This window comes from Trueperella pyogenes (assembly GCF_001070855.1).
In the GTDB taxonomy this organism is placed as follows: domain Bacteria; phylum Actinomycetota; class Actinomycetes; order Actinomycetales; family Actinomycetaceae; genus Pauljensenia; species Pauljensenia pyogenes_A.
The window spans coordinates 22,707-45,352 of record NZ_JVLH01000008.1 but is presented as its reverse complement, the minus strand read 5'-3'; the positions used below and the strand labels follow the sequence as shown (position 1 = coordinate 45,352).

General features: G+C 57.0%; 18 protein-coding genes, 1 tRNA gene and 1 pseudogene. 16 read left to right on the top strand and 4 right to left on the bottom strand.

Features of this window, described 5'->3' with window-relative positions:
- Window positions 1-39: 39 nt before the first annotated feature.
- Entirely contained in the window at window positions 40-1,161 is a 1,122-nt protein-coding gene (cydB, locus tag ADG72_RS03015) for a cytochrome d ubiquinol oxidase subunit II (protein WP_009748001.1), read from the bottom strand.
- A gap of 14 nt (window positions 1,162-1,175) precedes the next feature.
- On the bottom strand, window positions 1,176-2,726 hold the full coding sequence (locus ADG72_RS03010; protein ID WP_019127122.1) for a cytochrome ubiquinol oxidase subunit I: 1,551 nt from the start codon (window positions 2,724-2,726) through the stop codon (window positions 1,176-1,178).
- A 416-nt stretch (window positions 2,727-3,142) separates the two neighbouring features.
- On the opposite strand from ADG72_RS03010, the gene ADG72_RS03005 reads away from it, so the two are divergent.
- The 15 genes from ADG72_RS03005 to ADG72_RS02935 all read left to right on the top strand — a co-directional run bounded on the left by ADG72_RS03005 (window position 3,143) and on the right by ADG72_RS02935 (window position 18,435).
- On the top strand, window positions 3,143-5,593 hold the full coding sequence (locus ADG72_RS03005) for an Rne/Rng family ribonuclease (protein WP_065427147.1): 2,451 nt from the start codon (window positions 3,143-3,145) through the stop codon (window positions 5,591-5,593).
- Between the two features lie 174 nt (window positions 5,594-5,767).
- The gene (gene rplU, locus ADG72_RS03000; protein WP_034251010.1) at window positions 5,768-6,088 is read left to right on the top strand and encodes a 50S ribosomal protein L21; all 321 of its coding nucleotides are present in this window, start codon (window positions 5,768-5,770) and stop codon (window positions 6,086-6,088) included.
- A 29-nt stretch (window positions 6,089-6,117) separates the two neighbouring features.
- A complete protein-coding gene (gene rpmA / locus ADG72_RS02995; RefSeq protein WP_009748005.1) occupies window positions 6,118-6,378 on the top strand; it encodes a 50S ribosomal protein L27 in 261 nt (86 codons plus the stop codon).
- A 98-nt stretch (window positions 6,379-6,476) separates the two neighbouring features.
- Window positions 6,477-8,000, top strand: a complete 1,524-nt coding sequence (gene obgE / locus ADG72_RS02990; protein WP_048712139.1) for a GTPase ObgE — start codon at window positions 6,477-6,479, stop codon at window positions 7,998-8,000.
- Complete coding sequence (gene proB / locus ADG72_RS02985) at window positions 8,001-9,110, top strand: glutamate 5-kinase (protein ID WP_048712137.1); 1,110 nt, start codon at window positions 8,001-8,003, stop codon at window positions 9,108-9,110.
- Window positions 9,111-9,113: 3 nt separating this feature from the next.
- Window positions 9,114-10,394, top strand: coding sequence for a glutamate-5-semialdehyde dehydrogenase (locus ADG72_RS02980; RefSeq protein WP_048712136.1), 1,281 nt, complete (start codon window positions 9,114-9,116; stop codon window positions 10,392-10,394).
- Window positions 10,395-10,405: 11 nt separating this feature from the next.
- The gene (gene nadD / locus ADG72_RS02975) at window positions 10,406-11,017 is read left to right on the top strand and encodes a nicotinate-nucleotide adenylyltransferase (protein WP_019127116.1); all 612 of its coding nucleotides are present in this window, start codon (window positions 10,406-10,408) and stop codon (window positions 11,015-11,017) included.
- A 93-nt stretch (window positions 11,018-11,110) separates the two neighbouring features.
- Complete coding sequence (rsfS, locus tag ADG72_RS02970) at window positions 11,111-11,536, top strand: ribosome silencing factor (RefSeq protein ID WP_048712135.1); 426 nt, start codon at window positions 11,111-11,113, stop codon at window positions 11,534-11,536.
- The gene (locus tag ADG72_RS02965; protein ID WP_048712133.1) at window positions 11,533-12,312 is read left to right on the top strand and encodes a histidine phosphatase family protein; all 780 of its coding nucleotides are present in this window, start codon (window positions 11,533-11,535) and stop codon (window positions 12,310-12,312) included. The genes rsfS and ADG72_RS02965 overlap by 4 nt, the downstream gene beginning before the upstream one ends.
- A gap of 101 nt (window positions 12,313-12,413) precedes the next feature.
- Window positions 12,414-12,486 (top strand) — tRNA-Ala (locus ADG72_RS02960).
- A gap of 268 nt (window positions 12,487-12,754) precedes the next feature.
- On the top strand, window positions 12,755-13,840 hold the full coding sequence (locus ADG72_RS02955) for an ABC transporter substrate-binding protein (protein WP_239667638.1): 1,086 nt from the start codon (window positions 12,755-12,757) through the stop codon (window positions 13,838-13,840).
- A gap of 82 nt (window positions 13,841-13,922) precedes the next feature.
- Window positions 13,923-15,611, top strand: coding sequence for an ABC transporter permease (locus ADG72_RS02950; RefSeq protein ID WP_048712128.1), 1,689 nt, complete (start codon window positions 13,923-13,925; stop codon window positions 15,609-15,611).
- The gene (locus ADG72_RS02945) at window positions 15,608-16,741 is read left to right on the top strand and encodes an ABC transporter ATP-binding protein (RefSeq protein WP_048712127.1); all 1,134 of its coding nucleotides are present in this window, start codon (window positions 15,608-15,610) and stop codon (window positions 16,739-16,741) included. The genes ADG72_RS02950 and ADG72_RS02945 overlap by 4 nt, the downstream gene beginning before the upstream one ends.
- A gap of 11 nt (window positions 16,742-16,752) precedes the next feature.
- A complete protein-coding gene (locus tag ADG72_RS02940; RefSeq protein WP_048712125.1) occupies window positions 16,753-17,379 on the top strand; it encodes a 2'-5' RNA ligase family protein in 627 nt (208 codons plus the stop codon).
- A gap of 45 nt (window positions 17,380-17,424) precedes the next feature.
- Window positions 17,425-18,435, top strand: a complete 1,011-nt coding sequence (locus ADG72_RS02935) for a LacI family DNA-binding transcriptional regulator (RefSeq protein WP_048712123.1) — start codon at window positions 17,425-17,427, stop codon at window positions 18,433-18,435.
- Here ADG72_RS02935 and ADG72_RS08905 read toward each other — a convergent pair.
- Window positions 18,343-18,702, bottom strand: a pseudogene (locus tag ADG72_RS08905) (glycoside hydrolase family 97 catalytic domain-containing protein); the annotation flags it as partial. The gene ADG72_RS02935 and the pseudogene ADG72_RS08905 overlap by 93 nt on opposite strands.
- A gap of 466 nt (window positions 18,703-19,168) precedes the next feature.
- The gene (locus tag ADG72_RS02930; RefSeq protein ID WP_048712122.1) at window positions 19,169-21,190 is read right to left on the bottom strand and encodes an OPT family oligopeptide transporter; all 2,022 of its coding nucleotides are present in this window, start codon (window positions 21,188-21,190) and stop codon (window positions 19,169-19,171) included.
- Between the two features lie 169 nt (window positions 21,191-21,359).
- On the opposite strand from ADG72_RS02930, the gene ADG72_RS02925 reads away from it, so the two are divergent.
- Window positions 21,360-22,640, top strand: coding sequence for an MFS transporter (locus ADG72_RS02925; RefSeq protein WP_239667637.1), 1,281 nt, complete (start codon window positions 21,360-21,362; stop codon window positions 22,638-22,640).
- Window positions 22,641-22,646: the final 6 nt, after the last annotated feature.

Below are 22,646 nucleotides of genomic sequence, written 5' to 3'. Positions count from 1 at the left end.
GTGGCCCCGGTTTCCCGAGGCCACCAGTACTGCGGACGATCAGCCCGCGAGGAAGTTCTGATCCAGTCGGATCTTGTTCAAGATCAAACCGGTATTCGTTGAAACATCCGAGGAAGAAACGCGAGAACGGAACTTCCAGTAGGACCACGCGGTGTAGACAAGAACCACGGGGACCAAGCAGAGAGCAACGATCGACATCACGGTCAGAGTTCCCGTCGTCGACGAGGCCTGTGCGATGGTCAGCGAATAAGCGGGATCGATGCTCGACTTCATGACGTTGGGTGCCATTGCTGCGAAGATCCATGCAACTGCTCCGGCCATTGCGAGGCAAGAGAAGAGGAAGGACAGACCTTCGTTACGCAAGACAGCCTGCGAGAAGACAGTCGAGGCGATGAGGCACAGCGCTGCGATGAGCAGCGGGATCCATGCCAAGACGTTCGTTGAGTAGGCGAACTGTCCCCAGATTACCCACACCGCAGCCAGAGCAGTGGCAACCACTGTCGCGGGAGCTGCGAAACCATTCGCGCGCTCCTGCAGGTCACCTTCGGTCTTGAGGGCCAAGAACTGAGCGCCGTGAGCAAGGCACAGGGCAACCAGGACAAGACCACCCAAGAGGGTGTAGGGAGTGAGCAGTGAGAAGAAACCACCGGTCAGCTGGTGAACAGCTGTATTGAGGGAGGAGGGGACGTCCGCAGGTGCAACGACCGCGTTCGTTCCGTGAGTGACGACCTCAATCTTCATTCCCTGAACCAGGTTGGCGAATGCCACACCGAAGAGAAGGGGAACAAGCAGAGCGGAGACGGCGTGAACGCGATCCCAGACACTGCGCCACTGCTCAGACTTGAGCTTCGAGCGCCATTCAACTGCACAAACGCGAACGATGAGCGCCAGCAGAATGAGGAAGAGTGCCAGGTACATTCCCGAGAACATGGTTGCGTACCATTCGGGGAATGCTGCGAAGGTCGCGCCACCTGCGGTGAGCAGCCAGACCTCGTTACCGTCCCAGTGGGGGCCGATTGTGCGTAGCGCTTGGGTGCGCTCGCGATCATCGCGTGCGAGGAAGCCCTGGAGCATTCCCACTCCGTAGTCGAAGCCCTCGAGGACCAGGTACATGGTCCACAAGACAGCGATGAGGATGAACCACAAAATACTCAAAGTCATGGTTTTTCCTTTCCTCAGTAGCCGAATGAGAGTGCGCCAGAGACTGCTTCCTTATCGGTAGCGTCCTTGGGGCGGGGGTGGAGTCCCTCGACGGCGTAGCGCTTCATGAGGATGAACCACACGACACCGAGGATTGCGTAGAGGATGGAGAAGACGCTCATCGACACCAGGACCTGCCAGGCGGGAACAGCGCTGGAGATACCGGCAGATGTCATCATCATGACCGATCCGACGGGATCGCCGCTTTCAAGGCCTGCGAGGTTGGGAACAACAACCCAGGGTTGACGGCCCATTTCGGTGAAGATCCAGCCGAAAGAAGCACCGAGGAAGGGCATGGGGATTGAAACGAGTGCGAAGATCCCCAGGGCCTTCGATGCGGAAGTCTGTCCCTTACGGGTTGCCCACAGACCCCACAGCGCGAGTGCTGCGGAGAATGCTGCAGTGCCGATCATCAGGCGGAATGTCCAGAAGGTCACCATCTGCGGGGGACGGAAATCGTATTGCTTCGCGTCGCCGTAGGTCTTGACAAAATCCTCATTGGAGTTGAGGAGCTCAACCATGCGCTGCTGCTCATCTGCAACACCCTTAACGTCTGCAGAGAAGGAGTTGTGAGACATGAAAGCAGCGACGCCGGGAACCTGAATGAACTTGGTCGGCTGCTTGCCGTCATCACCCAAGGGGCAGTCGCCAAATTGAGCAACGGTAAATGCTGCGCCTTGAGTATCGACACAGACGCCTTCTGCAGCTGCCATCTTCATGGGCTGGATCTTGACCAGTTCTTGGCCCTGGAAGTGGCCGCTTGCTGCGGTTCCGAGGCCGCCGATGAGGATCACCAGCAGGCCGAAGCGTGCGATAGGACGCCACATAGATGAGGCTTCCTTTGCTCCCTCTTCACCACCGAGGCGCTTGGCGCGGGTCATCCACCAGAATGCGATGCCTGCAACGAAGGTGCCGGCAACAAGCCAAGCAGAGGTGATGACGTGGGAGTACTCCCACACGAGGACCGGGTTGGCGACGACCTTGAGGAAGCCGGCTACTCCGTCGAGCTCTGCACGGCCCGTTTCGGGGTTGAAGCGTGCGCCGACGGGGTGCTGCATCCAAGAGTTCGCGCCCAAGATCCACAGTGCCGAGAACATCGTGCCAAAGGAAACGAGCCAGATACAGGCAAGGTGCCATCCCTTGGAAAGGCGGCCCCATCCAAAGATCCACAGACCCAGGAAGGTTGATTCGAGGAAGAAGGCCAGAAGGGCCTCGACTGCGAGCGGAGCGCCAAAGATATCGCCGACGTAACGTGAGTACTCCGACCAGTTCATGCCGAATTGGAATTCCTGCACGATACCGGTAGCAACGCCAAGGGCGAAGTTGATCAAGAGCAACTTGCCGAAGAATCGAGTTGCCTGGAGCCATTCCTCTTTACCGGTCTTGTGCCACACGGTCTGCATAATTGCGACCAGGAGTGACAGACCGATGGTGAGAGGAACCAAGACGAAGTGGTAAACGGTCAGGATACCGAATTGCCATCGTCCCAGTGTCAGCGCATCAAGTGCTGCTGGAGCAAAGGTCATGGTCATAGTCCTGTCTCAGGGAATTGTGTTCAGGGTGTGTCATAAGTTCGTCACAGCTGTGGCAAAACTTTGACGACGTTGTGTCAACAAATATAGTTCCCCACTGTGTTTAATGCTGCTTTTCTGAATAAAACCGCAGCTGTGTCGTTTTATTTAAAGTGATTCTATGGTGACGCGGTGAACATTGGAAGAACCGCCGTGGAAGTACCCGGGCATGCCTGCAATCCCTATGAGAGAATGGGGAATACGAAATGGGTGGAGCGCACTCTCCGTCCATCGCAGGGCGGCCTGTTTGTAACAGATGAACGCCTGCGGTTGCCAGCTGCAACTTCGACAAGACTTCCGCTTCATTGCGTGTAATACAGACCCAGCAGTGCGAGCTCGGTCAACATACTGACATTGTGAAAGAAGAGGCCATGCCTGAAACTCCAGCAGCAACTCTGCTTTTCCAGGCTCCGACATTCCAGGAACCGACTTTTTCTGCCCCCGCAAATACCTCGCAGAGTGAGACGGAAGAAAAGCCCCGTCGTCGCTCGCGTACCCGCGAAGTAAAGGCAGAGGAGGCGACCGAAGAAACAACGCCGAAGAAGCGCGCGCGTTCGCGAAAGAAGGCTTCAGACGAGGATGTCTCCTCCGAAGCCGCGCAGCCAAAGCGTCGTCGCTCTCGGCGTAAGGATCAGGACGAAGAAACGCCCGAGGTCGCCGAGAAGGAGCAGGCAGCGCCTGCTAGTGAGCCTGCTGACAGTACGGATAACTCTGAAAGCGGTGAAGAGACGACTCGCCGTCGTCGCCGTCGTCGCGTTCGCGCCTCTGAAGCTCAAGAGGGAACTGACGAAGTTCAGGCGCTCAAAGGTTCAACCCGCCTCGAGGCCAAGAAGCAGCGCCGCAAGGAAGGGCGCCGCGAGGGACGTCGTCACCACCGCATCACCGAGTCTGAATTCCTGGCTCGACGTGAGTCTGTGAACCGTAAGATGGTGATTCGCGGCCAGGACGGTCTGGATCAGATCGCAATTATCGAAGATGATCTTCTGGTCGAGCACTATGTTGCGCGCCGTACTCAGAAGACAGCAGTCGGCAATATCTATATGGGGCGCGTTCAAAATGTTCTGCCGTCGATGGAGGCTGCCTTCGTTGATATCGGCAAGGGACGCAATGCTGTTCTTTATGCCGGTGAAGTGAATTGGGACGCGGTTGGACTTGAAGGAAAGCCTCGCCGCATCGAATCTGCCCTGAAGTCCGGCGACCCGGTCCTGGTCCAGGTCACGAAGGACCCGATCGGCCACAAGGGCGCGCGTCTGACCAGTCAGATCACTTTGGCTGGACGCTACCTTGTTCTGATCCCCGGTGGCTCCATGATGGGCATTTCGCGAAAGCTTCCTGAGCGTGAGCGCATCCGTTTGAAGAAGATCCTCAAGCAGGTTGTCCCAGATTCTGCCGGCGTCATTGTGCGTACCGCAGCTGAAGGGGCAACTGAAGAGCAAATTCGCGATGATGTTCGTCGTTTGAGTAAGCAGTGGGACGATATTGAGTCCAAGCTTTCCACGACGAAGAATGCCCCGGTGTTGTTGCGTGGTGAGCCTGAGCTTGCGGTTCGCGTTGTCCGCGACATCTTCAATGAAGACTTTGCAGAGCTCATCATTGAAGGTAACGAAACCTATGAAACGGTCAAGGCTTACGTTGATGAGCTCTCTCCCGAGCTTTCGGATCGCGTGACCAAGTGGGTCGGAACGGAAGATGTTTTCCACGCCTACCGCGTGGATGAGCAGCTTGCCAAGGGAATGGATCGCAAGGTCTGGTTGCCCAGTGGCGGCACGCTCATCATTGATCGCACCGAAGCCATGACCGTTATCGACGTGAACACCGGTAAATTCATCGGTGCGGGCGGAACTTTGGAAGAGACGGTCACCCGAAATAATCTCGAGGCCGCCGAAGAGATCGTCCGCCAGCTTCGTCTGCGCGATATCGGTGGAATTGTCATTATTGACTTCGTCGATATGGTTTTGGAATCGAACCGCGATCTTGTTCTTCGTCGCCTTGTTGAGTGCTTGGGTCGAGATCGTACGCGCCATCAAGTCACTGAAATCACGTCACTGGGTCTGGTTCAGATGACCCGTAAGCGTGTGGGTGAGGGGCTGGTTGAGGCCTTCTCTACCACCTGTGAGGCATGTGAGGGCCGCGGATTCATTGTCCATCACCACCCGGTAGAGATTCAGGGCGCGGCTGAGGAAGCCCCGAAGCGCCAGAAGAAGTCTCAAAATCGTACGCGTGTTGAGGACAGCCCTGAGCACGAGCGAGCTCGCGAGGCGATGACTGCAATCGCAGCTGCAAGCAGTCGTGAGGAATCAGCTCAGTCCGCTCACCAAGACGATGAAGTGCAAGTTTCGGATGAAAAGTCCGAATCGGCACAGCAGCAGGATGCGTCGCCGAAGCGAAAGGCCGCGCGCGAGGCCTCGGCAGAGGTGAAGCGCCCGCGTCGTTCACGTAGGGTAACGCGTCCCCAAGAAGATGGCCCCGCCGTCAGCGGGGGAGAAGCTGCTCCCGAGTCTCAGGACACCCCTGCAGCTGCACCCGTACAAACCCGGCTGCAATCTGCAGCGCTTCGTGACGAAGCCTCGGCGCCTGAGAAAACTACTAAGCCGTCGCGCCCCGTGCGTTCGCGTCGACGTCGCGCGGTGAGCGAGGCGAGTGAACCTACTCGGGTCCATATTGATCTTCCGGAGCCGGCGGTACCTGTTGCTGCAACCCACACGACGCAAGAGATTGTGATCAACGTTCCTTCGCGGAGCGAAGAAACAACTCCTGTAAAGCGCTCTCGTCGGCGCAGGGTTGCCGTGAGTGAACCCGCTGCGCCCCCGGTTGAAGGGTGACAGTGCCCAAGCACACACCCAAAAAACGAAGAAAATCCCTCTAGCGGTTTGCTTCGGGCGGGGTTTTCAGCTAAATTTGATCGTCGGCGCAACGAGCGCCAACGGGCTTAGTGTTTCTTGATGAGGAACGTTGTTCGAACGTGGAAGCCTAGCCCGTCCAAGTTTCGAGAAGAGATGAGCTTCAACGTGGTCTACGCGATCGTCAAGGCCGGCGGCCGGCAGGAAAAGGTGTCCGTCGGTGACGTCGTCGTCGTCGACAAGCTGGCAGAAGAAATTGGTGCCAGCATCGAACTCCAGCCTTTGATGCTGGTCGATGGCGATGCAATCACCGTCGAGCCCAGCGCACTGGAGAAGGTCACGGTCAAGGCAGAGGTCGTTGACTCTGCTAAGGGCCCGAAGATCTCCATTATTAAGTACAAGAACAAGACCGGTTACCGTAAGCGTCAGGGCCATCGCCAGAAGCTCTCGGTTGTCAAGATCACTGAGATCGCCTGAACCGTTCGATATAGAAAGTAGACGTCGAGATGGCACATAAGAAGGGCCTTGGCTCCTCCCGCAACGGCCGCGACTCGAACGCCCAGCGACTGGGCGTCAAGCGCTACGGCGGCCAGCTGGTAAACGCCGGCGAAATTATCGTTCGTCAGCGCGGCACCCACTTCCACCCCGGTGAGGGCGTTGGTCGTGGCAAGGACGACACCCTCTTCGCGCTGCGCGCGGGTGCGGTTGAGTTCGCAACCCGTCGTGACCGTAGGGTTGTCAACATCGTTGAGCCGGTCTCTGCCTGAGACCGACCGCTGATTGGGGGCGTCCGGCACAAGGCCGGATGCCCCTTTTCACTATCCTGATTCGCGCTGGCGCGCACTGGCCAAGACTGGAGACCACAGTGGCAAGCTTTGTCGATCGAGTTACGATTTTCGCCCAGGGAGGCAACGGCGGCCATGGCGTTGCCTCGGTGAAACGCGAAAAGTTTAAGCCTCTGGGAGGACCCGACGGTGGAAACGGTGGCAATGGCGGCTCGGTCATCCTTGAAGTCGATCCCCAGGTCACGACTCTGCTCACCTACCACCGGAACCCACACCAGCGCGCGGAAAATGGAACCCAGGGCATGGGCGACTTCCGTCAGGGAAAGAACGGCGCGGATACGATTCTTCCGGTCCCGGATGGCACCGTTGTGAAGTCGACTCGCGGTGAGCTTCTTGCTGACCTTACGGGGGTTGGGGCTCAATTTGTCGTAGCCGAAGGTGGCCGCGGTGGTCTGGGAAATGCTGCCCTTGCCTCGAAGAAGCGTAAGGCTCCCGGTTTCGCTCTCCTGGGGGAACCCGGCGAAGAACACAATGTCGTTCTGGAGTTGAAGTCCGTTGCAGATGTTGCGCTTGTTGGTTACCCCTCAGCTGGAAAATCTTCGTTAATTGCTGCGATGTCTGCAGCTCGTCCAAAGATTGCCGACTACCCCTTCACAACCCTCGTTCCTAACTTGGGTGTTGTCCAAGCTGGAGAAGCCCGTTTCACTGTTGCCGATGTTCCCGGACTTATTCCCGGTGCTTCTGCTGGTAAGGGACTTGGTCTAGACTTTCTGCGCCATATTGAGCGTTGCGCAGTTATTGTGCATGTCTTGGATACTGCAACTTTTGAGGTTGATCGAGATCCGGTTTCCGATCTGCGAACAATTGAAGCAGAACTAGCTGCATACGAGGGCGATCTGGGAGAGATTGAGGGCTATGTTCCCCTGATGCAGCGTCCTCGTGTGATTGCACTGAACAAGATCGATATCCCTGATGGCAAGGACTTGGCGGAGATTACCAAGCCTGAGCTTGAGGTCTTCGGTTGGCCAATTTTTGTGGTCTCAGCAGTAAGCCACGAAGGCCTGAAGGAATTCTCATTTGCGCTTGCGCGTCTTGTCGAGGAACACCGGGCTCACCTTCCCGCTCTCGAAGCGGCGCGCGCTGTTCTGCGGCCTCGTCCGGTGGGAAGCAAGGACGAGATTACTGTCCGCGTCGTCGAACACGCGGGGGAGACCGTTTACCAGGTGCGTGGGCGCAAACCCGAGCGCTGGGTGCTCCAGACTGACTTCTCGAACGACGAGGCCGTGGGTTACCTTGCCGATCGCCTTGCCGGTGCCGGGGTGGAAGAAGAACTGATGAAGGCGGGAGCTCACGCTGGCGATACCGTCGTTATTGGAACTCTTCACGACGGCGTCATTTTCGATTGGGAGCCTACCTTGACGACCGGTCCTGAGCTGCTTGGACAGCGTGGAACTGACCTGCGTCTGGACCGAAATGAACGCCGTACAACAAGTGAACGTCGCGAACGCTATCGCGACATGATGGACGCCAAGTCAGCGGCTCGTGAAGAACTGTGGACCGAAAGGTCCAGTGGTGTCTGGACCGATCCGGAGGATGAACGCTAAATGTCCCCAAGGGGTAGTGCGGTGCAACAGGCGCGTCGCATCGTTGTGAAAATCGGCTCCTCATCGCTCACGCGTGAGGACGGCGGGTTGGATCTGAATCGAATCGATTCAGTTGCCAGACTGATTTCAGCGAAGGCAAGGCGAGGATGCGAGATCCTCATTGTCTCTTCGGGTGCTGTTGCTGCCGGTTTGGAGCCTCTTGGACTGAGCTCGCGCCCAAAGGACCTCGCAAGTGTGCAGGCCGCTGCGGCGATGGGGCAGGGATACCTGATGGCTCGCTGGTCCTCAGCTTTCCAGGCTCACCATCTACACGTTGCACAGGTCCTGCTGACCGCTGCGGATGTGATGCAGCGTGAACACTACACGAACGCGATGTCTGCGCTGGATAAACTTCTTGCCTACGGTGTTGTGCCGATCATTAATGAAAATGATGCAGTCACTACCCGTGAAGTACGTTTCGGTGATAATGACCGACTGGCCTCTTACGTCGCACAAATGGTGGGCGCGGATATTTTGATTCTGCTCACCGACGTCGATGGGCTCTACACGGCTCCTCCTTCGCAGCCCGATGCTCGTTTAATTTCCGAAGTCAACGCGACCGATGAACTCAGCAACGTTGACGTCAGGGGAGCGGGCTCGTCGGTGGGCACTGGAGGCATGGCAACGAAGTTACATGCTGCGAGCATGGCGCAACATGCCGGTATCGGGGTTGTTTTGACCAGTGCCGATCGTTTGAGTGAAGCTCTGAACGGTGAAGCAGTTGGTACATGGTTTGAACCCACACGTCATCGCCCAGCTTCTCGCACGCTTTGGATTGCTCATGTTGCCACCTCGAATGGCCAATTGCTCATTGATGCTGGTGCGCGCAGGGCGATCACCCATGGCAAAAAATCTCTTCTTCCCGCGGGTATTAAAGAGGTTCTGGGTGTTTTTTCAGCGGGCGATGTCGTTGACATTGCAGACGATAATGGGCTGATTGCGCGCGGAATTTCGCGCTATGACTCAGATACGCTGGCGCGCATTATTGACTCATACGAGGACTCTGAAACAAATAAGCACATGCGCCCAGCAGTTCACCGCGATGATCTTGCACTTCTGGTTCGGGAGTAGAACATGAGTAATGATCTGGATATTTTTGAGTTGACTGACCGTGCGAAGCGGGCACAGCGAGCGCTGGCAACGTCGACTACCGCGCAACGAAACGGTATTCTTCTGGCGATTTCTCGCGCACTTGTCGACCACTGTGAGCAGATCCTTCATGCGAATGCGCAGGATTGCCAGCGCGCCGAAAAACGCGGTATGGCTTCTGGTCTGGTTGACCGCCTCCGTCTTGATGAATCCCGTATTCGCGCGATTTCTAGCGCTGTACTTGACGTCATTGCTCTTGAGGACCCTGTCGGTACCGTGATCCGTGGCGGTCGTACCGACGATGGTCTTCGTGTTACTCAGCTTCGAGTTCCCATGGGCGTCATTGGGATGATTTATGAGGCGCGTCCGAATGTCACTGTCGACGCCTCGATCCTGTGTTTGAAGGCTGGCAACGCAGTGATCCTTCGTGGCGGAAGTGCAGCGCAGGATACCAACGAGACTCTTGTTGCGGTTATTCGTGAGGCCATTGATTCCCTTGGTTTTTCAGCTGATCTTGTCCAAACAGTTGACCCCTGGGGTAGGGACGGGGCACGTGCCATGATGCGTGCACGCGGCGGCATTGATGTGTTGATTCCGCGTGGAGGTGAAGGCCTGATCCGTGCAGTCGTGGAAGAATCAACCGTTCCTGTTATCGAGACGGGAACGGGAAACTGCCATGTCTATGTTGATTCGGGAGCAAACGTCGATGCGGCGGTTCGAATCATTATCAATGCGAAAACTCAAAGGGTTGGTGTCTGTAATGCCGCTGAAACCCTTCTTGTCCACCGCAATATGGTTCTCAGCTTCCTCCCTCAAGCTTTGGCAGAGCTTACTCGCCTTGGAGTACGCATTCATGCCGATGCTGCTGTGCGCGAATGCGCCGCACATGTGGGCAGCGTTGATCAGAGCTTGATCAGCGAGGCGACAGAAGCTGATTGGCGTACCGAATATCTGTCAATGGATTTGGCAGTGAAGGTCGTTGACTCTATTGAGGAAGCGGTTGAACATATTCGTCGCTATTCCTCAGGACACACCGAAGCGATTTGTACGGCATCAATCAGTGCTGCGAACTATTTCCGCTCAAATATTGATAGCGCAGCTATTGCCGTTAACGCTTCGACGCGCTTCACTGATGGTGGACAACTTGGATTGGGTGCGGAAATCGGTATTTCCACGCAGAAATTGCATGCCCGCGGCCCCATGGGGTTGGCTGAGTTGACAACCAGCCAGTGGGTTATTGAAGGTGACGGAGCAGTTCGAAAGTAGGGAGGGGAAGCATGCCAACTTTGGACTCGGCCTCGGGAAAACTACGTCGCTCGATCGGAATTATGGGTGGAACTTTCGATCCGATCCACCACGGTCACTTGGTGGCGGCATCTGAAGTCATGGACGTCTTCCAGCTCGATCAGGTGATTTTCGTCCCCACGGCTATGCAGCCCTTCAAAGCGGGCCGCAAGGTGACTCCTGCGGAACATCGGTATTTGATGACGGTGATTGCGACGGCCTCGAACCCTCGATTTTCAGTTTCGCGAGTCGATATTGACCGAGGCGGAACAACCTACACGATCGATACTCTTCACGATCTGCGAAAGATCTACCCAGATGCTGACTTCTACTTCATCACCGGTGCGGATGCGCTCACACAGATCGTCCAGTGGAAAGACGCTGATCTTCTCTTCGAAATTGCGCACTTCATTGGGGTGACGCGTCCGGGACACGTGCTTGACGCGAAGAAACTTCCGGCTTCGTCGGTGTCCCTACTGGAGGTGCCCGCAATGGCAATTTCTTCAACCGATTGTCGCAAGCGTGTCGAACGCGGAAAGCCAGTGTGGTATTTGGTGCCCGATGGGGTTGTCCAATACATCAACAAATACAGGCTGTATCAGTAGCCCTCGTGCAGTAGTTCAGTTGCTGGACCATTGTGTCCCTCGGTAGCCGCAAGGCCCAGAAAATGGCAGACTGAAAACGGCGAAAGGAAAAATGTGGACGTTCAAAGCAAAGACCTGATTAGCAGTGCCCTGCGTGGTGCGGCCAATAAACTCGCGCAAGATCCAGTGTTGATTGACGTTTCGCAGCGTCTGGGGATCGCGGAGTCTTTCCTTCTCGTTTCTGCCCCTTCGTCGCGTCAGGTGCGCGCAATCGCTGAAGAAATCATGGATGAGATCGGGCGCGATTACCATATCGTTCCTCAGCGCATCGAGGGCCGCAGTGAAGGTACCTGGGTGCTGGCCGATTACGGCGATGTTGTTATTCACGTGATGAGCCAGGAAGACCGTGAGTTTTACGCTCTTGAGCGTTTGTGGTCAGATCAGACAATTACTCGCCTTGAACTTCCTGATGTGGCGCCCGGTGCAGGTGTGCGTCGCGTCATGACTCCTTCGCAGGTTATTGAGGAGATGGGCGAATGAGCATCGATACTTCTTCTGTTTCTGCCGAGGCCGTGGCTGGGTATTCCCAGATCGCTGGAGCGCGGCGGATTGTTTTTCTTCGTCACGGACAGACCGACTACAACGTCCAGCATCGTTTCCAGGGGATTATTGATATTCCATTGAACTCGGTTGGCCGTGAGCAAGCCGTCGAGGGTGGTAAGGTTCTGGCTCGCCGGCTAGCTGGCGGAGGTCGAATTGGTGGTCTGAACGCCGATTATGTTTCAGCAACGGCTGTTCGCCTTGTCTCCTCACCTTTGGAGCGCGCCTTTAATACCGCTCAGGCATTGGCTGAGGAGCTGAAGACCCTAGGTGTTGAAGTGGGGGAAATTGCGGTCGATAAGCGCCTTCTCGAGCGTTCCTACGGCGTTTTTGAAGGCCTAGATTTCGACCAAATTGCTGAGCAATACCCCGAGTGGCTGCTTGAGTGGCGTCAGACGGGCGAAAGCGCTGGAGCTGGTGTTGAACCCGGAGGAGTAGTGGGTGATCGCGTTCGCGAGGCCGTGCTTGAGCATGCGGCAGAGGTTCCCGAAGGGGGTACTTTGGTGGCCGTTTCCCATGGTGCTGCGATCGCTCGCGGCGTGATGTCCACGATTGGCTTGGATCCGCGTCACTTTGATTGTATTCGCGGCGTTGACAATGTTCACTGGTCAGAACTTGTCCTAGCCGGTGGTGGCGGTTCTGGTGCCTCGGGTGCCGCCCGTTGGCGTCTGGCTTCGCACAATGTCGGGGCTCGCCCGGAGGTCTTTGGGGCATAGAGGAGCGCAGATGTGTTTCCTCGCACAGCTTCTTAATTTTGCCTTGGCGGGTATCGTCCGCTATTCTTAACAGGTCCGAGTGAGAGATCGCCGGAACCTACGGGGCTATGGCGCAGTTGGTAGCGCGCTTCCATGGCATGGAAGAGGTCAGGGGTTCGAATCCCCTTAGCTCCACAATCTCCGCCACAATCCTGAGGATCTCAGTGATTGTGGCGTTTTCTTTTATTGCCGCAATGTGCGTGTGAATACGCTCGTGAATATACGCGTCCTGAATGAATCCAGAGTTCTTCCGAAAAGGGCATCAGAAAATCTGCTTCCCGTATGAAAACGTATGCAGATTACGATTTGGTGAAGCTTTGGGGGACAAGTCCCTATTTGTTGACGAGATTGCCGCAAATGCTCTACTGTTTCCGGTGTGGAAACGTATCCACAACTCCAAACTGTGCATAGACAACTTATTGCAACGGAAGGCTCAATGATGCGCGCACGCTACGCTGCTCTCCCCGCGGTACTCCTGGCACTCTCTCTCGCCGCCTGCTCTGCCCCCGAAGGCCAGAGCACCCAGGGAGGCTCCGCCTCGGCAGATACCCTGAACATTGCCTGCTCCCAGCAGGAAGATTTCTGCCAGGCGATCGTCACCGCCTACACCAAGGAAACCGGTCAGAAGGCCACCTACGTTCGCCTGGGTGCCGGCGAAGTCCTCGCCCGCCTCGAAACCAATCCTGGTGAATTCGACGTCTGGTCCGGCGGCCAGGCCGAAAACCACCTCGTTGCCAACGACAAGGGCAAGGTCGAAAAGTACGTCTCGAAGAACGCCTCCGCACTGCCCTCGCAGTACAACAACGCCGAAGGCATCTGGTCCGGCTTCTACACCGACTCCATTGCGTTCTGCTCCAACAAGAAGGAACTCGAACGCATCGGCGCACAGGCTCCCACATCCTGGCAGGACCTGCTCAAGCCCGAATTCAAGGGACGCATTGCCATGCCGCACCCTGCCACCGCAGGCGTTGGCTACATGGCCATGTACACTGTCGCCACCCTGAACAACGGCGACCAGGAGAAGACCGTTTCCTACTTCAAGGAACTGGTTCCCAACATCATGCAGTTCTCCAAGTCCGCAGCAACCGGTACCGAACAGGCCGGACGCGGTGAGGTAGCCGTTGCCATCGCCCTCGACTCCGACTGCGAAAAGGCCAACAAGGCCGGATATTCCGACCTGGTCACCACCTACCCCTCGGAAGGTACCGGCTACGAAGTGGGCGCAGTCTCCGTCCTCGCGGGTGCACGCAACCCCGAAGGCGCCAAGGCCTACATGGACTGGCTGCTGACCACCAAGGCTCAGGATCTCTACGCGGATGTCCCCTCCTTCGCAGCACCCACCCTGCCCGACGCCAAGGTCGGTCCGAACGTCCCCAAGCAGGACGTCGTGAAGCACGTGGACTGGGATGTACGCAAGGCAGCTGACTCTCGCGCCAACTACATCGGCATCTTCGAAAGCGAGATCGCCGGAGCAAGCTCCGCCAAGTGAGACCACGGGGTGCGCGAGAACCCACTGAGGAACTCGCGCACCCCGTGTGCGTCTCTCCTGCCGTTTTCATTGGAGACAAGCTATGAGCATTCCACAGCTGCGTAAAGGTCGGCAGCTCGACATCCTCGTCGCCCTCATCACCACGGTGACCGTTATCGGACTGATTCTCCTCCTGGGAATCCCCGCTGCCAAACTCATCGGTATCGGCGTGTCCGAACGCGGGCTGGCAGCTATCACCCGATCCTTCGGCGCCAACGTCGACACCCTGGTGAACACCCTGGTGCTGGGACTGTGCGTCGGAATTGTCGGAACCTTCATCGGATTCGTCACCGCATTCGCCCAAGTGTTCCTCACCTTCCCCGGGAAGAAGCTCCTGCACTGGGTGACCCTCCTGCCCACGATTTCCCCGCCCTTTGCGACGGCCACCGCCATCATCACCCTGTTCGGTAAGCGCGGCATCATCACCTACGGAATCTTCGGCATCGAGAACAACATCTACGGCCTGGTGGGTCTGGTCATCGTGCTCTCCCTGACCTTCGCGCCCGTGGCCTACCTTAATATCCGCGGCATGATGGAAAACTTCGACAACTCCCTGTTCGAAGCATCCGCCACCCTCGGAGCGAAGCCGCTAAGTACCCTGGTGAAAGTCACCATCCCCATGGTGGTTCCCGCAATGCTGGCCTCCTTCCTTGTGCTTTTCGTTGAAGGCATCGCTGACCTGGCGAACCCCCTGGTACTGGGCGGTGACTTCCGAGTGCTGGCCAGTCAGATTTACTTTGCCGTCGCAGGAAGCGGTGACATCGCAAGTGCCGCAGGAGTTGCCCTGGTGCTGCTCCTGCCCGCACTCACGGTGTTCGCCGTTCAGAAATACTGGTCGAACCGTAAGTCTGTGATCACCGTGACCGGTAAGCCCGTGGGCTCCCTCAAAGAGGTCACTGCGTCCAGCGTCAAGATCCCCATGCTCATCCCCGTCTACGGGTGGATCGTCTTCGTCATCGTCGTCTACATGACGCTCTTCGTGGGAAGCTTCGTCAAGATTCTCGGCGTTGACAACACCTTCACGATGGAACACTTCTGGTACGTCCAGCGCCTGGGATCCTCCGCAATTGTCACAACGCTGTCGATGACCCTGGTCGCCGCTCCGATCGCAGCCGTCATGGCGCTGATTATTGCGTGGTTGGTCGTCCGCAAGTTCCCGAAGATCGGTAAAATCTTGGATTTCTGGGGCATGCTCGGTATAGCAATCCCCGGCACCGTCCTCGGTCTGGGATTCGCCCTGGCCTACTCCAACCCCACGTGGCTGTTCGGCAAACAGATTCTGCCCACTCTGGCAGGTGGCTTGGCCGTCGGAAGCGGCGCCATCGCCATTATCCTGGTCTACATTGCGCGCGCCATCCCCACCGGCCAGCAGGCCTGTATTTCCGCGCTCAAACAGATCAACCCGCAGGTGGAAGAAGCCGCGCGATCCCTGGGAGCCAGCCAGGTGTCCACCCTGGTGAAAGTGACACTTCCGCTGGTGCGTTCCGGCATCGTCACCGCCGTCACCTACGGCATCACCAAGTCCATGACCATGATCACCGCGATCATCTTCATTACGACGCCTCAAACCAAGGTGATGACCTCCCAGATCTTGGACGAGGTTGATGCCGGGCGTTTCGGCCACGCCTTCGCCTACTGCACCCTCCTCATCGGCCTCGTGCTCATCATCTTGATGATCGCCAACCTTCTTGTTAACCGACTGAATCGCTCCACCAGGACGGTAGTGAAATGACGACTGAACACCACACGCAGGCAGGCGCACTCCAGCTGCGCTCTGTCACCAAAATCTACGATGCCAAGCAGGGGCAGCACCGAGCTGTTGACAGCATCAACCTCGACATTGAGGCCGGAAAATTCGTGACCTTCCTGGGACCGTCCGGCTGTGGGAAGACCACGACCCTGCGTATGATCGCCGGATTTGAGGACGTCACGGAAGGCGAAATCACCCTGGACGGCCAGTCCCTGGTGTCTGTCCCGCCCGAAAAGCGCCCCATGTCGATGGTGTTCCAGTCCTACGCGCTCTTCCCACACCTGACAGTGAAAGACAACGTGGGATTCGGTCTGAACTACCAGAAGCTCCCCGCCGCAGAACGTGAGCAGCGGATCGCTGACGGTCTGGCGCTCATGGGGATCGAACAGTACGCTCACCGCTACCCGCATCAGCTGTCCGGAGGCCAGCAGCAGCGCGTTGCCCTGGCGCGAGCACTCGTCATGGAACCGAAGATCATCCTCTTCGACGAACCCCTCTCGAACCTGGATGCACGCCTGCGTCTGCGCATGCGCAGCGAAATCCGTGCACTCCAACAGCGTCTGGGACTTACCGCGATCTTCGTGACCCACGACCAGTCCGAGGCTCTCACCATGTCCGACATGATCGTGGTGATGAGCGCGGGCACCATCGAGCAGGTCGGGGAGCCGCGTGAAATCTACCATCGCCCGGTGAACCGCTTCGTGGCCTCTTTCATGGGAACTGCATCCTTCGTGGCCGGCACGGTCAGTGAGGTACGAGGCGACCGCTACCTGGTGGCCACCCCGTTGGGTGATCTGGACACCGCGGGAGTCCCCGGACTTGGTGTTGGCGATCACGTGGAGTTGGTCGTCCGAGCAGAAAACACCGCGGTCGGCCTGGATGCACCCGGGAACGAGCAGGCAGGGGAGGGCAGCGACGTGGTTCTGGAAGCCACAGTGCGCTCCGCAGCCTTCGACGGCTCGATCAACACCTACGTCCTGGACACCGCGGCGGGCACCCTCGAAGGCCGTTCTCACGGCATGAATGAACTTCATGCTGCCGGAGAGAAGGTTACCTGTGTGATCTCGCGCGAGTCCCTGTGGGTGATTCCCGCGGATTCCTCGGAGAAATAAAGGTCGGAACCATGCGACGCTTTTTTGATCGTGAGGATACGCGGTGGCGCCGAGGAAATGGTGCGCTCCACTTCTACCTCGCGCCCCCCGAGGATTCCCCCCTGTGGGACTTGGTGCGTGAGGCGGAAAAACCCCTGTCAGCGCTCCCACAGATCGGTATCCAACCGCCGGAGTGCATCCACGTGACGGTGCAACGCCTCGATCTGTATCGAGACGAGATCAGTGACGCCCAATGGGAGAAACTGCGCTCGCAGATGGATCGTCGCATGGCGCAGATCGACCCCTTCACGTTGACCTTCGCTCCGCCGGCCGTCCAGGAACGGGCAGTGGAAGTGATTTCCCCAGAGAACCCCTCATTTACGAGGCTGATCGACGCTGTGCGTGACAGCATCGTTGACGCGGGGCTGGGGGAGGCGCTCACGGATCCGCCGTTTGGCCCCCATTTCAGCCTGTCCTATGCGGTTGCGGGGACGAGTAGCGAAGAGGATCGGGCGCTTGCTGATGCTCTTCACGCTCTGAAAACCGACAATTCGATGGAGTGCTCACAGATTGCTCTTGTCGAAGTCGATCAAGACCAAGAGGCCGGTATTTTTTCCTTCCGTCCGCTATATACTTGGACGGTCGGAACCCCGCGCTGACGTCGGGGAATACCCCACCACTCACTGAAAGACGGATGTTCGAGGATGCCCAGAAAGAAACGAGCCAGCATCATTGATGTGGCTCAAGCAGCGGGAGTGTCGCAGGCGACTGCCAGCCGCGCACTTTCTGGGCATCCCGCCGTCAGTTCCCAAGCGCGCGTCGCTGTGCGCCAAGCTGCCGCCCGCCTCGGATATGTGCGAAACCTCGGTGCTGCTGGGATCGCCAGTTCCAGCACCACCACTGTCGGCCTTTTGGTGCGCAACGTTGGACACAGCTTCTATGGGAAAGTTGCAGAAGAACTCCAAGCGCACACCGACGAACTCGGGTTAGAACTGCTGATTACCGCCGGAGGTGACAGCGAAGAAGGCCAGATGCAGGCCATTAACAACCTCGTGGGACACGGGGTGGGCGTGGTTATCGTTGCTTCTGGTCGAGTATCGAACGAGGCCATGCAGTATGCGGCTTCCTTCGTCCCGCTCATTACTATCGGCTGTGGGGAAACCCGCCCTGAATTTGATTCCGTGCGCATCGATCCCGCGTATGAAGCGATGCTGGCGCAAAAAGTTGTGGCCTATGGACACCGGAAAGTTGCTGTCACCGCCACCAGCCACCCCCTCGCGGCCACCCTGCATGCCCGTACCGCAACCTTCATTACCCAGCTGGTTGTCGACGGCGTCCAGCCACATATCGTGACGTCTCACAGCGACTACGGTGAGGATCTTTTCGACGGCATTGACCGGGCGATTGATGCCGGGTGTACTGCGGTCATTACGGGAAGTGATCTGATTGCGGTGAAAATTTTGGAACACTTGGCGTCGCGAGGGATTGCTTGCCCGGAGCAGATGTCGGTGACGGGCTTTGACGCGACCGGTCCGTATTCTTCACCGCTTTTGAACCTGACGACGGTTGCGCAACCGGTGCGTGAATTGGCGAGGCAGACCGCGTTGCTCGCGCAGGAACGCCTAGCCGGTTCCGAGGCGCGCAACGCCTCGATCCTGGTGCCCGGAGACTTCATTGAAGGAGGAACTCTGGGGCGCCTTCCTGAGGTCAAATAGGGATCTTTTCTCGTGAAAACGGACTGTGGGTGGGCGACCGTACTTGTATTGTTCGCTTCCGAGCACCGCTTCGCTGGTCACGATGTTCGGATATGTTCGGTTTTCTCCCCCAGGTTTGGTGCTCCCGTGGAAATTCACCACGAGCCGATGCTTGAGAGCGCTTCGAGCAATCCGGTCGTATAGCGTAAGAGTCTCGAGGCGATCAGATTGCATAAAATCAATCTTGAGTCCCGCTATTCCTCGTGAAACCAGCGAGGACATTAGCTGATCAACTTCTTCCTGTGAGAACTACGTTCCATCGGGGCGAGTGAAGTCTCCCTTATGTTTCCAGATGAATAAACCAATCCCTCGTTCCATCGCGTATTTTTCGAGTTCTTCGACACTTCCATCGGTGTCGCTTTATCAACAATCCATGGTGATCCAGCTCAAAGTGAATGCGGAGACGGCAGATGGCAGAACCTTCAGAATCGCGTGAGGGCGTTGTGGCTTCGTAGGAGAAAAATGCTGATGTGGGAGTGCATTCAGTGTCTGTGAGGACGAATGGTGCGCTGCTGCCAGAAAGAGTGTGCCATTCGATGCTGGGGGTGCCCGAAGCTCCTTCGAAAAGGGTGGATATGAGGGGGAGGAACGCGGGTGATGATAAGAAGTCATCGCAGGCAGTAGCGTGTTCGGATAGAGCGGGAGGGGAACCGGATTCGATCCGGCTCCCCTCCAACTCTAGGCTAAGCGATGCTTAGTGCACGTCGATGGCTTCCTCAGCTCCGGCCTCGGGAAGGGAAGGCGCACTATCCGTGCGCGCAACCAGTCCACGAATCCAGCGGTAGAGGAGGGCAACGCTTCCGATGAAGAAGATCGCACCAATGAAGGTCGCTGGCGTTGCGAAGGAATCGCCCACAACGGCAAGCGGTTCTTCGCTTCCTGTGGCGCCAACAATGCCTGCGTAGATCACGCCAAAGAGGCTCTCGCCGACGATCAGGCCGGTCGCCAAGAGCGTACCCATACGGCGAGCGCGCTCGGGATCCTTGCGAGTGCCAGACCAACGATCGTAGAAGAAGCCGATGATGCCACCGAGCGGGATCAGAATGGTCAGCGAGGCGGGCAGATACATGCCCATGCCCACTGCCAAAGGCGGCAGAGCAAAACGGCGCTTTGTCGTGAGGTTCAAAACCTCGTCGATGATGATGACAGCAACACCGATGATGGCGCCCAGACCCAGAAGGTTCCAATCCTGAGTTCCACCGATGACGCCCTTCGCGAGGGAGGAAATCAACGAGGCCTGAGGAGCAGCAAGCGCGTCAGCTCCGGCGTTGGGAGCTCCCTGGAAGCCGAAGGCGTTCTGCATAAGGTTCAGAACCGGAGGAATGATAAGCGCGCCAAAAACAACACCGATGACCAGAGCCACCTGCTGCTTCCACGGAGTGGCGTTTACCAGCTGACCGGTCTTGAGGTCCTGCAGGTTATCATTCGAGATCGTCGCAATACAGAAGACAATCGCTGCGGTAAAGAGCGTGTAGGCGATCAGGGCCGTTGTCTCTGCGGCGGAAGATCCGTGACCGTGAACGGCAACAATTGCCAGCGCGGTGAGGACGACGACCAAAATGCCCACTCCGGATACGGGGCTATTGGACGAACCGATGAGGCCGGCCATGTAGCCACAGACCGCTGCAACCAGAAGGCCTGCAAGAAGGGTGAAGATCACCGAAACAGCGATGAGCATCGCTGTGTTGTGTGCGATTTCCGTCCCGTTTGTAAAGAGCCAGAGCAGACCGCCCACGGGGATCATTGACAGAACAATGACCAGTGCGACAACCGTGATCGGGATGTCACGTTCGGTCTGGGGAACCTCTCCGCCTTCGTGACGGGTGTGAGAGGAACGCATTGCATCGCGGATTCCCTTGACGATCGGGGAAATGATCTTGACCAGGGTCCAGATTGCGGCAACAGCCATAACGCCGGCACCGATGTAACGCACTTGGCTGGAAAAGACTGTACCGACGACGTCAGACAATGCCGATCCGTCAAGCTGGCCAGCGCTGAAGTAAGGAATCAGGATGAAGTAGGAGACGAACATGCCGATGAGCATCGCGATGCCAACAGTCAATCCAACAAGGTGTCCAACACCGATCAAGGCGAGCGATAGGGAAGTTCCGATCGAGGTTGCGCCGGCGCCGAGCTTAAATGTTGCGGAAAGTGATGAGGCTGCGACCTTCATGTAGGACAGCAGAGACATTACTGCGGAGCAAATCGCGCCCCAGATAATTGCGTGTAGACCAAGAGTGTTATCGTCTGACTTCTCGTGTGCGTCGCCGACTTTGAGGATTTCGGCTCCTGCGACGCCTTCGGGGTAGGGGAGATCAGATCCGGTCACCAGCGCGCGGCGCAGCGGGATCGAGTACATCACGCCTAGAAGGCCACCGACTGCGCAGACGGCCATTGTCGTCCAGTAGGGGAAACCGCTCCACCAGCCGACAATAACCAAGCCGGGGAGGATGAAGATCACTGCGGAAAGAGTTCCTGCAGCAGATGCAATCGTTTGGACAATATTGTTTTCTTGGATGGTGTGATCGGCAAAAAACCGTAGAATTGCCATCGAGATGACGGCTGCAGGGATCGAGGTTGCGAAGGTTAATCCGACTTTCAATCCGAGGTAAACGTTTGCCGCGGTAAACAATAGGGTGATAATTCCGCCGATAATAATGCCGCGGAAGGTCAATTCCTTCAGTGACGAGCGGGTGCTCGTTGTAGGCGTAGACACGTGAATCCTTTCCGTGTTCTGACGTTGTGGCCGCTAGCGCGGTCATCAGTCGGTCAGACTAGTGATTGCAAGTCTAATCTCCTTATGAAAATGAAGTTCAATGTATGGTCACAATTTGGGAAAATTCCGTAAATGCTGGAGAAAATGAAATGAAGAACACACAGCGATGATGAGTGATCAGCGAAAATCGTTTTCCAGAGCCGCAGTCTCGACGTCTCTTGCCTTCCTCGGTATCGTCGTCATGAGTATGACCATGCGTTCAGGGGCAACATCAATTGGACCGTTGCTTGGGCATATTTCGCAGGCCTATCACGCTGGTGCGGGTGCGCTGGGAGTTCTTTCTGCTCTTCCGTGTTTGGTTTTTGCAGGTGTTGGCCTGATGGCTGTCCCCATGTCGAAGCGCTGGGGGATGAGCCTGATCCTTACGCTTGGGACATTCATCAGCGGGCTTGGTTTGCTTCTTCGTCCCTGGGCTGGCAACTTCACTTTCTTCTGCGTCCTCAGTGTTGTTGCTCTGGTTGGGCCCGCGCTGGCTAATGTCTTGGTTCCCGCGTGGATTAAGTACCACGAGGCCGGGAGAGGGACACTGCTTGTTACTGCCTACGGGACGCTCCTTTTGATCGGCGGCGCCTTTGGCTCAGCTCTTGCTGTTCCTCTAGCTGGCAGAGACGGCAGTTATTGGCAGTATTCTCTGGCGGCTTGGGTTGTCTTTGCTTTCTTGGCAGGCCTGGTGTGGATCAGGATTGCAGTGCGTGCAGGCAAGGATGGGCCTGACGGTATAGCGGCGCGGGGAGCGCATGAATCGCCCCTAGACAATGAACCTCAAAATCAGGAAGAGCCTCAGCGGGCGTCTACCTCGAGATTACCAATCTACCGCTCGCGAACAGCCATTGCTCTGGTTCTTGGATTTGGGCTGCAATCACTTAACGCCTACGTGCAATTTGCCTTCCTTCCTCAACTTCTGATCAACGCAGGGTACTCTGCATCCTTTGCATCTCTCATGGCAGCACTGGTGAATTTGTGGGCGGTTGTTGGCGGCTTAGTGATTCCCTTCATGATTGATAGCGTTGGAACGCATATTCCGTGGCTCGCTGCATTCTTGGGCCTTCTCGCCTTCAGCGGTTGGATTGGACTTGCAGCCTTCCCCGGGAGCTACGCGCTGATCTGGGTATCGCTCTTAGCAATTGGAGGTTTTACCTTCCCGCTGATTTTAGCGCTCATTCCCGCACGCTCTCGCGATGCTGCAGTAACTGCGGATCTGTCGGCCTTGGTTCAACCTATCGGCTATATCATTGCTGCACTTGGACCGATTGGTTTTGGTCTTTTGCTTCAATCACTTGGGAATCAGACCATTCCGTTGATTGCCATGTCTGTAACCGGTTTACTCATGGGCGTAGCGACCTTCGTTGGTGCCGGAACTGGAATGATCGATGATGAGCTTGAAGCCTAAACTCGT